Consider the following 13462-nt stretch of genomic DNA (forward strand, 5'->3'; position numbering starts at 1 on the left):
CAGCCAGCGACAACAGGCCCCGCCAGCGAGCCCAAAAACCACAAATCACCCCGAGGCCAGAATCAACCGCGAGTCCAGCTACCAATCCGACCCTCATGAAAAATCCGGGCTCGAGGTGCTTCCGCAATGCACGCGTCGGTTTGGCGTTCCTGCCGAGCGCGTCCGCGATTGCCGGGAGCCCGAGCCCCAGATCACGAAGCAACAGGATCCGCTGCAGGCGAACCAGGGCGCCGTCGTCGTAATAGCGGTACCCGTTGCTGGCGACCCGCGACGGCGACAGCAGACCCACCCTGTCGTAGTGCCGTAGCGTGCGACTGGTTGTTCCCGCCAGCCGTGACACTTCCTGTATCGACCAGTCCATCCGTTCCTCCTTACGTGCCTTCACCACCGTATAAGTTGACGCGGCGTCAAAGTCAAGATGCTCTCTGGGGCGGGTGTAAGGTTCCGACCATGAGCGCTTTTGAGGAGCAATTCCTTGTCCGGGCGATCCAGCTGGCAACCGAAAACGTGCACGACGACGGCGGCCCCTTCGGTGCGCTGATCGCCACGGACAGCGGGCGCACCTTCGAGGGCACCAACCGCGTCACCGCACACAACGACCCCACGGCCCATGCCGAAGTGATGGCGATCCGCAACGCGTGCTCATCCCTGCGCACATTCGACCTGACCGGCTGCATGCTCTACACAAGCTGCGAGCCCTGCCCGCTCTGCCTCGCGGCCGCGCTGTGGGCTCGCGTGGGCGGCATCGTGTTCGCGGCGGACCGGCACGATGCCGCGCGCGCCGGCTTCGATGATGCGCTGTTCTACGAGTTCTTTGAGGCGCCTGTGGAGGATAGGTCCATGCAGGTGCGGCAGCTTGTACTTCCGGACTCGGCGAGCGCAGCCCCGTTCGACGCATGGGCGGCCCTGGCGAATCGGACCGACTACTGAGCGGTCACTCCATCGGGGAAATCTCGACCTGGGCACCTATCCATGCCGGCGGAGATTGCAGGTGGCCGGTCTCGAACCATGTGCTTATCGGATCGGTCGCGTAGTACGCGTAAATGGGGACGAGGTGAACCAGCGCAACTGCGATGATGGCGAGCGCGGTGGCCAATCCCGCCACACGGACCGAACGCGCGGACCGCTCACGCGCATTGACCCACAGCGTGAACAACACAGCAAGGGCGGCGATCAGCAGCACGACCGTGACGAGCGGCAAGGTCGTGATGGAGATGCAGGGCGGGACCCCGGCAATCGCGTTGCCGTTCGCGTCAACAAAACCGGCGCCTGCATCGACTCCGCCCGCGCATCCACCGGCGCTCGACGTCGATCCCACCCAGTACAAAACGCCGACGACGGCGGCGGTCACCACCACAGCACGGCCGGCACGCCGTGCGGATTTGCGCGCTGACACTCGTGCGGAGTCCTTGTGCGCGCCGTCGTCAGCTTTTCCTTCGGACTTCACGGGCGTACCGGTTCAGACAGAATCTTGATTCGATGCCATGTTGCGTTTCCCCCAACGTCGTCGTAGCTGCGCTGCTAACCACAACTATCCGCGACTGGTGGAGCAGTTGCGGACCCATACCCTGCCCCCCGGAAGTGACAGCAACGACTGCACCGCATGCGTTGCCTGCAGTGCAGTCAGATCCTGACAGCACATACCGCTTATCCGGAGGCCGCGGTTGGTCGGGCTCTTCGCGCTTCAAGCCCACGCAAAAATCGCGAGTATTAGGGTGGATCGAAACGCTTGGGCAAAGAGCGCCGCGCCAATAGCCCCGACCGCACCAAGCAATATAGCCGCACTCAGCGATACAGCCGCACCCAGGGGGATCAGTGCACGCCAGCAATACTAGACATCCACGAAATCACGGGCCATCAACGCTGCACACATTGTCAGCATTCTTATGCTGGTCGGGACGGCGCTCGGTACTCTCTTCCAGGTAACGGGTGCGCTCCTCTTCGGATCAATCGATATCGAACTCGCTGTCGTGCCCTTCTGGCCACAGCTGCCCGAGGGAACAGTGATAACGGAGGGGCCTCCGGCCACAGTGGTTTCGGGAGGTTTTACCTCCGCCGAGGTCACGGTCGCCGGGCTGCTGTGGGATGTGCGGATCCAATTGGCTGCGATATACGCGCTTCAGGGCGCCACAACGATGCTTGTGGCCTATGCCGTCTACCGGTCGCTGCACAGTTCCATCGGACTGCATCGTTCAAACTGGTTCCACCGGGCCGTTCGGCGTAGCCCCCGGTATCCACTTCGACGTCCAGCTCTGGCCCATCTGGGTTGGCCTGGCGCTACTCGGACTGGCCGCGGTGTTCCGCTACGGGGAGAAGTTAGAGGCAGAGAACGAGGAATTGAAGCGCGCTGCCGCCGTCACGCGGAGCTGAACCCTCACCCCTCCCGGAATGCAAAGTATGCTTAGTATTTAGTCCGGGCAGACCGCAAGGAGAGGAACCTTATGACTGAGCCGCATTTGAAACCCGCTCGTTCCAGCGTCTGGAAGGACGGCCTCGGGCGCACCGCGTCTCGTGCGGCCCAGATCCTCCTGATCCTCACCCTTGTAGTGGTGGCGATTTACGGTCTGCTGCAGATCCGCCTCCTGGTGATCCCGGTGATCATTGCCCTGATTCTGTCGGCAGCGATCGGCCCCTTCGTGAACCTTTTACGACGGCGGGGCGTCCCCGGCGCGCTCGCCACGGCTATCGCCTTCCTCGCCCTGTTGATAGTGCTCAGCGGCATCATCACAATCATCGTGTTCTCCGTGCGCAGCCAGGCGGACGAGCTCGTGACCGCAGCCACCGAAGGCCTGGATGAGCTGCAGGCCTTCCTCACGAGCGGCCCCTTCCCCATCACTCCGGAGCAACTGGAGCAGGCGCGGGCCGCCGTCGTCGACTTCGCCACCAGCGCCCAGTTCCGCTCAGGCGCGATCTCCGGCGTTTCGGTCGTGGCGGAGTTCCTCACCGGCGCCACCCTCATGATCGTGATCCTGTTCTTCTTCCTCAAGGACGGAAAGAAGATCTGGGAGTTCTTCCTACGGCCGTTCGGTGGCGAGCGTGAGCAGAAACTGCGCCGCTCCGGAGCGCGGACCCTCGAGGTCCTCGGCAGCTACGTCCGCGGAACGGCAATCGTTGCGCTTGTGGACGCCGTGGCCATCGGAATTGCGCTGCTGATCCTGCAGGTGCCCCTTGCCCTTCCGCTCGCGATGATCGTGTTCATCGGCGCATTCATCCCGCTTGTCGGCGCAACACTGGCCGGGGTCCTTGCCGCACTCGTGGCGCTGGTTGCCAACGGGCCGATCGTCGCGTTGATCGTGGTGGGCGTCGTCGTCGTCGTCAATCAATTGGAAGGCGACCTGCTGCAGCCGGTGGTGATGGGCAAGTCCCTGCGGTTGCACGCTCTGGTGATCCTGCTCGCGCTGACCGCAGGGACCATCCTCGCGGGGATCATCGGCGCAGTGCTTTCGGTGCCAATCGCCGCGGTTGCCTGGGCGGTCCTGCAGGTGTGGACTGCAGAGGACCCCCGGCTCGAACCGCTGAACCCCGATCTTCCACCCGCCGGCAGCGAACCGACCTAGCCGAATTCACAAAACCAAGCAGGCTTACTATCGGCTAGGATTCGAAAGATGACCACTGATACGGCGCCGAATTCGAAGCTCAAGCAGGGCATTTCCGGCAAGCTACTGTACCTGTTCATTCTCGGCGATGTCCTTGGTGCGGGCATCTACGCCCTGGTAGGCGTGATCGCTGCAGAGGTTGGCGGAGCCATCTGGATTCCCCTCATCATTGCGCTGGCCCTCGCGCTGCTGACCGCCGGCTCCTACGCCGAACTGGTCACCAAATACCCAAAGGCCGGCGGCGCCGCAGTGTTCGCGAAGCGCGCGTACCGGCCGCCGTTCATCTCATTCCTTGTGGGCTTCTGCATGCTCGCCGCCGGCGTGACCAGCGCGGCCGGACTGGCCCTGGCATTCACCGGCGAATACCTCTCGGCATTCATTGCGGTCCCGCCCACCTGGGCAGCAGCGGTCTTCCTCATCCTGTTGGCCCTGCTGAACGCGCGCGGGATCAAGGAATCCGTCCGAAGCAACGTCGTCATGACGGTCATCGAAGTGTCCGGACTGGTACTGGTGATCGTGGTGGTCGCACTGTTCCTGGGCCAGGGCGGCGGCAACCCGGAACAGATCTCGCAGTTCCCCGCCGACGTGAATCCCGCAGTCGCGGTGCTCGGAGCCTCGCTGATCGCGTACTACTCCTTCGTGGGCTTCGAAGTCTCCGCCAACGTTGCCGAAGAAGTGCGCGATCCGGCCCGCGTCTACCCGAAGGCACTCTTCGGTGCACTGGCAACCGCCGGGATTGTGTATCTCCTGATCGGACTGGCCTCCGCCGCGGCGCTCCCGGCCGAAGACCTTGCCGGGTCAACCGCTCCCCTGCTCGACGTCGTCACGGCCACCAGTTTCGGCATCCCACCATGGCTGTTCAGCCTGATCGCCCTGGTCGCGGTCGCGAACGGCGCCCTGCTCACGATGATCATGGCCAGCCGGCTCACCTTCGGCATGGCCGAAGAGGGGCTCCTGCCCTCCGTGCTGGGCAAGGTTCTCCCGAACCGCCGTACGCCCTGGGTAGCTATCATTATGACGACGGCGGTCGCCATCGCCCTGACCCTCACCGGAGACCTCGCCTCACTCGCCGAAACGGTAGTGCTGCTTCTGCTCTTCGTGTTCATCAGTACCAACGTGGCCGTCCTGGTACTGCGCAAGGACCGCGTGGACCACAAGCATTTCCGGATTCCAACGGTCGTTCCGTACCTGGCCGTCGCGTCGTGCGTCCTGCTGCTCACACAGCAGTCCGCCGAGATCTGGCTACGCGCGGGTATTCTCGTTGCAGTGGGCGTTGTGCTGTACTTCGTGAGCGCAGCGGTGACGCGCCGGTCCGGGCGGGAGGTGCGCGGGTGACCATTCCCAGAATTTCGGTCGACATCGACAAAGCAGCCCGTTTATCGGGCGCGTGGGTCGATTTCGGTCGATCTTGCAGCGGGGAGTAGCTCCATGGCGTTGGCGATTACCGGTTCGCTCATCATCGCCCTGGTGCTCGCGGGGCTGCATCTGGCCGCGCTTCGGATCCGCAAACTGCCGCTTGTGCCGGAGCAGGTCACGGGATCCTTCGCCGGCGGGCTGGCGGTGGCGTACGTATTCCTTCACCTCCTGCCCGAAATCGCCGAAGGCAACGAGGCAATCGGAGAACTCCTCGAGGACACAATCGAGGTAACGCCGCTGTTTGACCTAGGCATCTTCGTTGTCGCCCTTACCGGGTTCACCGCGTTCTACGGGCTGGACCACCTGGCCACGCGTCGGCGCACCCGGGACAGCCCGGACTCGGGCGGCGTGTATTGGCTGCACGTCGGCGCCTTCGCGATCTACAACGCGCTCATCACCTACACGATGACGCTTCGCCTGGAAACCGGGGTTCTCTTCGCCATCCTGTTCAGTGTCGCGATGGGCTTGCACTTCGTGCTCACCGACCGCCATCTTGAGGAGCATTATCCGCGCAGATTCAGGACCAGTGGACGGCTGGTGCTGGCCGGCGCGCTGATCCTCGGCTGGGCGCTCTCGGCCCTCTTCGCGCCGACGAGCACTGAGGTGGTCGCAATCCTGACCGCGCTCCTGGGAGGCTCCGTGCTACTGAATGTGTTCAAGGAGGAGCTGCCGTCCAATCGCGGATCGAGCTTCCCGTGGTTCCTCGCCGGGCTGGTGCTGTACTCCGCGCTGCTCGCCCTGATCACGGCGGCAGCCGAATGAGGAAGGCGCTCGCAGAGACAGCACGGTCCCTCTTCGGTTGGGATACCCTGCTGCCCGGCCAGCGGAAGGCCCTCGCCGCGGCCGACGACGGCAGAAACCTCCTCTGCGTCCTGCCGACGGGTTACGGGAAGTCCGCCATCTACCAGGTGACTGCGATGTCCCGGCCGGGTGTCGCCGTCGTCATCTCGCCGTTGATTTCGCTGCAGCGCGACCAGGTCGAAGCGATCAACGAGGCGCTGGGCCACACGCGCGCGTACGTGCTGAATTCCGCAGCGACCGAGACAGAAATCGACGAGGCGTGGGCAGCCGCCGAGGACGACGATGAAGAGCGCCGCGCCAAGTTCCTGTTCCTCGCGCCCGAGCAGCTGGCCCGGGATGACGTTGCGAAGCGGCTTGGCGCGCTGGACCTATCCGTGCTCGTCATCGACGAAGCGCACTGCGTATCGGCGTGGGGCCATGATTTCCGTCCCGACTACCTGCAACTCGGTGCGCGGCTGTTGCGGCTGAAGCGGCCCGTCATTGCGCTCACGGCAACCGCGTCGCCACCCGTGCGCCAGGAAATCGTGGAGCGGCTGCGGTTGGGGGACGCCGTCGTCGTTGCCGAAGGTTTTGACCGGCCCAACCTTCACCTCAGCGTGGAGCAGCACGAATCCAGGCGGGACAAGCGCCGGGCGGTGCTGGATCAGGTCCGCGGCCTCGACGGCCAGGGACTGCTCTACACGGCCACCCGCAAGGAGACAGAGAAGTATACGCAGGAGCTTCGGGAAGCGGGATTACGTGCGGATGCCTACCATTCCGGACGGAAGAAGTCGGAGCGGACCGCACTGCACGAGGCATTCCATCGGGGCGGGCTGGACGTGGTTGTCGCGACGACGGCGTTCGGCATGGGGATCGACAAGCCGGACGTACGGTTTGTGGTGCACGCTGACATCCCCGATTCGCTGGACAGCTACTACCAGGAGATCGGGCGGGCCGGGCGCAATGGTGAGCCGGCCGTCGTCGTACTTCACTACCGTCCCGAGGATCTGGGAATCCGGCGGTATTTCGCAGCGAAGGGTGTCGATGATGAGGGGCTGCGCGCACTGTTCGCGACACTGCGCGCGGCGGATGAACCGCTGGACTCCGCCGGAATCCGGCAGGCCACCGGGGTGTCGCAACGGAAGCTCTCCGGTCTGCTGAACCAGTTGCTCGAGGTGGGCGCGGTCCGCGAGCGCGGCGGATCCTACCGTGTTGCGTCCTCCATGGACGTGGACAAGGTGATTGCCGACATCGTCGAGCACCGGAAGCGGCGCCAGGAGATGGACCGTTCGCGCGTGGATATGGCACGGCAGTACGCGGAGCAGAAGGGCTGTCGCCGCAAGTTCCTGCTCGGCTATTTCGGTGAGGAGCGCGAGGACCTGTGCGGGGCATGCGATAACTGTGATTCGGGGCGTTCCGCCGGGCACGACGACGACGCCGGTCGCCGCCCGTTCCCACTGCAGGGCCTGGTTCGGCACCCAGACTGGGGCGAGGGTGTGGTGATGGGGTACGAGAGCGATGTGGTGACTGTTTTGTTCGAGGAGCACGGCTACAAGTCCCTGTCGCTGCCGCTTGTGGAGGAGAAAAAGCTACTCATTGAGGTGAAGTAGCCTCTGTTTGTTCAATGCCCCTCGCACAGAGAACCTCAGCATGGTTACACTTCGAGAAGTAACCCGTTGAACGTGAAAGTGACCTATGGAAACCAACCACAAGATTTCGCCGGAGGACCCGTTCCCGGAGGATCTGACTGTCCTTGACGATACCGAGTTGGAAGTGCTCAATAGCCGCGCGCACCGCGAGCTGGAGGCCGAGTACGCGACCGGTTTTCCGGAGCCCGAAACCGAGGCACGGCTGGAAGAAGTCAACCTTGAACTGAACCGTCGCGAGCAGCAAGGCTAGACGCTTCTTCGACACTTCCGGAATCCGGATTGGCAGCAGTATTCCCGCTCGCCGGTCCGGGTTCTTTTTTGGCCTGTCTTCGACTTCCATTAATCGAAGATCTGTTCTAGTTTTAAGTCCGGCATAGCGGAAGGTGGCGGACAGTGACGGCGCATCAGGTTGACGAGGTAGATCCGGGGTCGCGGCCCCTCAATGAAGAGGCTGATATCCGTTTCACTGGCCGGGATGAGCCGCTGGCGCTGCGCTGGCGCGGCAGTATCTGGCAGGTGCTAGGTGAGCCGTTGCACTGGTCCAGCTCGCGTAGCTGGTGGGAGCCGGACCCTGCCGGCATCATGGGCCAGGGCAGCATCATGACCATGCAGTATTGGCGGTTCAGGGCACAGACGGGGCCGGCCTCCCCCATCCTCGTGTTCGACATCTGCAGCGATCCGCGCTGGGAAGGATGGCGGCTGGTGCGGGTGACCAACCTGGCGGTGCACTGAGCAGCCGGAGCCGCACATATGGTTATTGCATGGGAATCGCTACACAGTCTCGCTTGGAGAAGGGTCGCTATAAGGTCTGGCTGACCTTTCCTGCGGCGCTGCTCATCCTTGTCTGCTTCTTTGCGTACGGCGCGTCACTATACGATTCGCTGCCTGAGCGCATTCCAACGCACTGGGGCATCAACGGGCAGCCGGACGACTGGGGCGCAAAGGCCTTCGCCACGGTATTTTCCTCCTTGGTCATCGGCGCGGGGGTCATCGTGCTGATCGCCTTCATCTCCGCGTTGATACCCGTGATGGTCCCGCCGCGCGAAGACGCCTCGGCGTGGGAGCAGTACCGCCGGGAAGGCATAATTCGGGGAACTGTTGCCGGGCTGGGCCTGGCCTCGGTAGGGATTGCGTTGCTGATGGGCGTCCTGAGTGTCGGCGCGTGGAACAACCCGGATGGCCCGTCCGTGTGGCCGACGGGATTGTTTGCCGTCTTCGCACTGGCAGCCATCTTCGCGAGTTATGCGGTGGCAGCGCGCTGGGCACATTCGTTGGCGGCGCGGGATGGCATTGAACCCACCGAGGAAGAAGCGGCGGAGGACAAGTTGTGGATCGCGGGCGTCCTCTACAACAACCCTGACGATCCGCACCTGTGGGTTTCGAAGCGTGAAGGAACGGGTTACGGGCTCACGATCAACATCGGGACGCGGAAGGGGCGAGTCGCCGTCGTCGTTTTCCTCGCCCTGGTGAGCGTGCCCCTCCTGTTGATCACGGTCCTACCTCTGGTGATGTAGCTCACTGCTAGGCTTCGGGCATGGATGAGCAGATGGGGATCTTCCTTTCCAACTTCAAACGCCTCGCAGATCTTGCATCCGAACACACACGGCTCAAAACGGCAGGCGAGTCCCTCCTGGACGCCCTCTCCGATTATCTTGGAGCGCCCGTTCAGGACCTTCCGGCAGTCAGCGAGGAAATCCCGGCGCACCGGTTCGTCGACGTCGATATCGCGGTGGATGAGATCAGCGGTCGTGACCCGGAGCGGCGGCTCATTGGCGTCGGAGGGGGCCAGCAACGGCAACATGCTTCGTTCGCGGACCTCATTCAGAACTCACTGATGCATTTCACGGTGCCGGTCGGTCAGCCCGACTTCGTCACGATCGACACCGGACCCACGACGCGCCGCGAGTCGCTCGGCTTCGGCATTTGGCTCTTCTCCTATGAAGGAGTGCGGCTCGCCGCCCTGCAGCGCAGCGCCAACCCGCAGTTCGGCAACAACAGTTCAACTGTGGAGGTTATCGGCGCCGATCGCGACGCCGCCTCAGCCTTCCTGAAGGAAATGCGGGAGCTTCTGCGGGACCACAGCGTGATCAAGGGCCAGGTGGTCTCCTTCACCAGAACGGACTACCACCCCGGGGCGGCAGGCGTCACCTTCCATGAGCGGCCCAGCGTTCGCCCTGACGAGGTGGTCCTGACTGCCGGTGTCCTCGAGCAGGTCGCCGCTCACGTGCTGGGAATCGCCGAGCATCGCGACGCAATCCTCTCGTACGGCCAGCACCTCAAGCGTGGGATCCTCCTCTACGGTCCACCCGGAACCGGAAAGACGCACACAGTGCGCCACCTCCTCAGCGAAAGCAAGGGTACGACGGCGATCCTCCTCTCCGGGGGTTCACTCGCCTTCATTGCCGAGGCGGCAAAAATGGCCCGGGCCATGGCACCCTCGCTGGTGGTCCTCGAGGACGTTGACCTGATCGCGGAGGACCGAAGCTTCGGCCACGGCCCGCAGCCCCTGCTATTCGAGGTGCTGGATGCCTTGGACGGGCTCGACAGCGACGTCGACGTGGCCTTTGTCCTCACCACCAACCGCGTGGACATGCTTGAGCGGGCGCTCGCGCAGCGGCCCGGGAGGGTGGATCTCGCCGTCGAAATTTCGCTGCCGGAAAGGAGAAGCCGCACAGCCCTGCTGAAGCTCTACTCGCCGAAGGGCAGGTTCAGCTCTGCGGCGATAGATGAGGTCGCAGAGCGCACGGAAGGCACCACCGCCTCCTTTGCCAAGGAACTGACCCGGCGGACCGTTCTTCGCGCGGCCACGACCGGTGCTGAACTGGCCGATGAGCATCTGCTCGCCGAGGTCGACCTGATGATGTCCGAAGGCGAAGCGCTGACCCGAAGCCTGCTCGGTAGCGGACCAGCCAATGAACCGGAGGGGTTGCCTGGCGGACACTTCCCGGGCAACGGAGGTTCAGCTTATGGGAGCAGTATCTCCTTCGACTAGTTCGCTCGTGCGCGATCATAGGAGCATGTCCTCAACCGAGCAACTCAGCATGACCGTTGACGAGAGCACGTTCTCCGGCGTCTATGCCCGGCCAAACAAGCCCAAGGCGACCGTTGTCATTGCGCACGGCGCCGGCGCGGGAATGGATCATCCCTTCCTCGCAGGTTTCAGCGACGCGATGAACGCGCTCAATTTCGCAACGCTCCGCTTCAACTTTCCGTATATCGACCAGGGCAGGCGCTTCCCGGATCGTCCGCCGAAAGCCGTCGCCGCGTGGCGGCAGGTGATGCAGGAAGCGACGAGCCGCGCGAAGGGTGAACCCGTGTGGGCGTGCGGGAAGTCTTTCGGTGGCCGCATGGCGTCGATGGCCGTCGCCGAAGGCATGCCTGCCGCCGGTCTTGTCTACCTCGGTTATCCGTTGCACCCGCCGGGCAAGCCGGAGAAGATCCGCGACGCGCACCTGTACGGCATCGAAATTCCGATGCTGTTCCTCCAGGGTCGCAATGACGCGTTCGCCCGGCCAGAACTGCTGGACGCCGTCGTCGCGAGAACCCCAACAGCCACGCTGCAGGCAGTGCCCGACGCCGACCACTCCTTCGCGATCAAGGGCACCAAGCGGGATCAGCAGGAAATCGGCGCATCGCTAGCGCGCAGCGTGGCGGCGTTCATCGCTGCTTGAGCGCCCCCGCGGATACCGTATTCAAGGCACTTATCAAGAACAACGAAATGGAGTCCCGTGTCTGTTGCCGAGTACTACCTTCAGCTGCCGAAGCGCCGTCTTGCCGCCGGCGCGGTGATCACAAACTCACAGCGTCACGTACTCATGGTCGAACCGACGTATAAGTCACCGTGGGAGGTGCCCGGTGGAAGCGTCGAGCACGGAGAATCCCCCAAGGGCGCATGTATTCGTGAGTGCCGCGAAGAGCTGGGCCTCGACATCAACGTGGGCCGCCTGCTGGTACTTGAGCACCAGCTGGAGGCACTCCCGCGCGGCGATTCCGGTATGTTCCTTTACGATGGCGGGAGTCTGGGCGAGTCGGCAGAGATCACGCTTCCGGCAGACGAGCTTCGCTCGTTCGCCTACGTGGACCCGATGCAGCTGTATGAAGTCACGTCCGCCCGGCTTGCCAGCCGTATCCAACACGCGCTGTCCGCCCTTGCCGCGGGCGATACCGTGGAGCTGGAGACCCAACGCTGAGCAAGACCCTCACGCCCCGGCGGGCCTTCCCAAACGCTGCCCTTAAGTGCAGGGCTGCCGGTTCGAACCGGCAGGCCTGCCGCTAAGGGCAGTTTCTACCTGGAGCCCACACGATCACGCCTGCGCCGCCTCCCTCAGCGCCTCGAGCACCACCTGGATCAGGCGGGCACGCGGAGGGTGCATCCGGACGTGGGCAACAATGCGCCGATGGACAGGTGGATCAGCGAGCGGCCGCACCACGAGCCCTTCCGAAAGCCCCACGATCGCCATCCGCGGAAGAACCGTGATGCCGAGCCCGGCTGCGGCCAGGCTGATCGCCGCGTGATGGTCATCGAGGCGGGCCACATAGCGTGGCATGAAGCCCGCGCTCTGGCATGCGCGCGCAATGATCTGCCCGGTTGGGCCGTCATGCATATCGTGGTCGATCCAGGGCTGGTCACTGAGCTCGCTGAGGGTGACAGTCGACCCGGAAGCCAGCGGATGATCAGCCGGCAGCACCACGCAGAACTCCTCCTCAGCAAGCACGTGGCGCCGGTAACCCTCCTGTTGTTTACCCGTTTCCACAACGGGCTCGTTGCGGACATCGACATCGGACCGCTGTCGTCCGCCTGCGGGGTTCAGTTCGTTACTGCTCATCTCAACAACGACGCCGGGAGACGCCGCATGCAACGCCCTCACCACGTGCGGCATCCACGCCTGCGCAACTGAGGCGAAGCAGGCGATTGCTATCCGTTCGGCCCTCCCTTCGCGGAGATCCGTCACAGTTCGCCCAAGCTGTTCCAGGCTGACAAGGGCGTCCTCGCTGGCGTCGGCGAACTGACGGGCTGCCGGCGTCGGCTCGATTCCCCGACCACTCTTCTCGAACAGCACCAGCCCTGTCTGCCGCGCGAGGCCCTGCAGGTGCTGACTGACGGTGGCCGGTGCGAGGTGCAAGCTGCGTGCAGCGGCATGGACCGAGCCAGCCGCGATCACCGAACGAAGAATGGTCAGGCGGTGCGGATCCAGCATGCAGCAATTGTACGGCTTCACCTGACGGTCCGCCGTAAATATTTGCTAGTGCAGAAGGGTCCCAAGCTGGCACCGTGGACCTATGAACGCTTCGAGCTACCTCGCCCTCCTCGGCGTAGCCATCGTCCTCGCCGTAACGCCCGGTCCGGACACCATGGTGACACTCAGCAACGCTCTCCGCGACCGGCGGGCAGGATTGCTGTCCGCACTCGGCACCACGGTGGGCGTGTTCGGCTGGGCGGCGCTTGTCGCCGTCGGGGTAGCGGCGTTCCTCGAGGATTCGCCGCTGGCCTTCCAGACGTTGCGTCTCCTCGGCGGCGTCTACCTCCTCTACCTGGGCCACCGCGCAGTGTCCGTCCACTTCTCGACGAAGCGCCCTGTGCCCGAACCCGTTCCAGCAGTCGGCGCCGCGCCACATAGTACCGGCACGACGACGACGGCAGTTCAGGCCCGCCCGCAGGTTCGCCGGACCGCGCGGTCCGGCTTCACTGCCGGGCTGCTCTGCTGCCTTACCAACCCGAAGACCGGCCTCTTCTTCCTGGCACTGCTGCCCCAGTTCACGCCGCCCGGTGCGGGGGCGCTGTTCGTCGTCGTCGTAATGGGCGGCACTGTGGCCGCAACGCTCGGGATCTACCTTGTGGGCGTTGCCCTTGCCGCGCACACGGCGAGCAGGTGGCTGGGCCGTGCGAGCGTGACCCGGTGGATCGACCTGGGCTCCGGCGTCGTTTTCGGGCTTCTCGGCCTGATGGTTGCGGGGCCGGTGGTGATTTCCTGGTTCTGACGCGGTTACAACTGGGCCTCAAACCCGCAGCGTGGCAGGTCA

At 64.1% G+C, this 13462-nt stretch carries 16 protein-coding genes; 13 read left to right on the forward strand and 3 right to left on the reverse strand.

Annotation, left to right across the window (positions count from 1 at the left end):
• Window positions 1–361, reverse strand: a 361-nt coding sequence (locus ACX80C_RS08915) for a MerR family transcriptional regulator (protein ID WP_459326112.1), incomplete at its 3' end; no start/stop codon positions are given.
• An 89-nt stretch (window positions 362–450) separates the two neighbouring features.
• Between ACX80C_RS08915 and ACX80C_RS08920 the strand changes: the two genes are divergently transcribed.
• Complete coding sequence (locus ACX80C_RS08920; RefSeq protein WP_459326113.1) at window positions 451–930, forward strand: nucleoside deaminase; 480 nt, start codon at window positions 451–453, stop codon at window positions 928–930.
• A 4-nt stretch (window positions 931–934) separates the two neighbouring features.
• Here the strand turns inward: ACX80C_RS08920 and ACX80C_RS08925 are convergent, their stop codons facing one another.
• Entirely contained in the window at window positions 935–1447 is a 513-nt protein-coding gene (locus tag ACX80C_RS08925; RefSeq protein WP_459326114.1) for a hypothetical protein, read from the reverse strand.
• A 701-nt stretch (window positions 1448–2148) separates the two neighbouring features.
• Here ACX80C_RS08925 and ACX80C_RS08930 point away from each other — a divergent pair.
• The 11 genes from ACX80C_RS08930 to ACX80C_RS08980 all read left to right on the forward strand — a co-directional run bounded on the left by ACX80C_RS08930 (window position 2149) and on the right by ACX80C_RS08980 (window position 11631).
• Window positions 2149–2370, forward strand: a complete 222-nt coding sequence (locus tag ACX80C_RS08930; protein ID WP_459326115.1) for a hypothetical protein — start codon at window positions 2149–2151, stop codon at window positions 2368–2370.
• Window positions 2371–2441: 71 nt separating this feature from the next.
• Window positions 2442–3557, forward strand: coding sequence for an AI-2E family transporter (locus ACX80C_RS08935; RefSeq protein WP_459326116.1), 1116 nt, complete (start codon window positions 2442–2444; stop codon window positions 3555–3557).
• Window positions 3558–3605: 48 nt separating this feature from the next.
• The gene (locus ACX80C_RS08940; RefSeq protein ID WP_459326117.1) at window positions 3606–4931 is read left to right on the forward strand and encodes an APC family permease; all 1326 of its coding nucleotides are present in this window, start codon (window positions 3606–3608) and stop codon (window positions 4929–4931) included.
• Window positions 4932–5024: 93 nt separating this feature from the next.
• Window positions 5025–5774 carry a hypothetical protein gene (locus ACX80C_RS08945; RefSeq protein WP_459326118.1) on the forward strand — a complete coding sequence of 250 codons (750 nt, stop codon included), beginning with the start codon at window positions 5025–5027 and terminating at the stop codon, window positions 5772–5774.
• On the forward strand, window positions 5771–7402 hold the full coding sequence (locus ACX80C_RS08950) for a RecQ family ATP-dependent DNA helicase (protein WP_459326119.1): 1632 nt from the start codon (window positions 5771–5773) through the stop codon (window positions 7400–7402). Before ACX80C_RS08945 ends, ACX80C_RS08950 begins: the two co-directional genes overlap by 4 nt.
• Window positions 7403–7487: 85 nt before the next feature.
• On the forward strand, window positions 7488–7691 hold the full coding sequence (locus tag ACX80C_RS08955) for a hypothetical protein (protein ID WP_167995260.1): 204 nt from the start codon (window positions 7488–7490) through the stop codon (window positions 7689–7691).
• A gap of 143 nt (window positions 7692–7834) precedes the next feature.
• Window positions 7835–8173 (forward strand): DUF6504 family protein, encoded by a 339-nt coding sequence (locus ACX80C_RS08960; RefSeq protein WP_459326120.1) that lies wholly within the window; start codon window positions 7835–7837, stop codon window positions 8171–8173.
• Window positions 8174–8202: 29 nt separating this feature from the next.
• Entirely contained in the window at window positions 8203–8955 is a 753-nt protein-coding gene (locus tag ACX80C_RS08965) for a DUF1648 domain-containing protein (protein WP_459326121.1), read from the forward strand.
• A 20-nt stretch (window positions 8956–8975) separates the two neighbouring features.
• Window positions 8976–10433: an AAA family ATPase gene (locus ACX80C_RS08970; RefSeq protein WP_459326122.1), complete on the forward strand. Its 1458-nt coding sequence runs from the start codon at window positions 8976–8978 to the stop codon at window positions 10431–10433.
• Between the two features lie 25 nt (window positions 10434–10458).
• Complete coding sequence (locus ACX80C_RS08975) at window positions 10459–11112, forward strand: alpha/beta hydrolase family protein (protein WP_459326123.1); 654 nt, start codon at window positions 10459–10461, stop codon at window positions 11110–11112.
• A gap of 57 nt (window positions 11113–11169) precedes the next feature.
• Entirely contained in the window at window positions 11170–11631 is a 462-nt protein-coding gene (locus tag ACX80C_RS08980; RefSeq protein ID WP_459326124.1) for an NUDIX domain-containing protein, read from the forward strand.
• A 114-nt stretch (window positions 11632–11745) separates the two neighbouring features.
• Here the strand turns inward: ACX80C_RS08980 and ACX80C_RS08985 are convergent, their stop codons facing one another.
• A complete protein-coding gene (locus ACX80C_RS08985) occupies window positions 11746–12639 on the reverse strand; it encodes a LysR family transcriptional regulator (RefSeq protein WP_459326125.1) in 894 nt (297 codons plus the stop codon).
• Window positions 12640–12721: 82 nt separating this feature from the next.
• Here ACX80C_RS08985 and ACX80C_RS08990 point away from each other — a divergent pair, with 82 nt between their 5' ends.
• Window positions 12722–13420, forward strand: a complete 699-nt coding sequence (locus tag ACX80C_RS08990; protein ID WP_459326126.1) for a LysE family translocator — start codon at window positions 12722–12724, stop codon at window positions 13418–13420.
• Window positions 13421–13462 lie beyond the last annotated feature (42 nt).

It is taken from the genome of Arthrobacter tecti, from assembly GCF_054511355.1.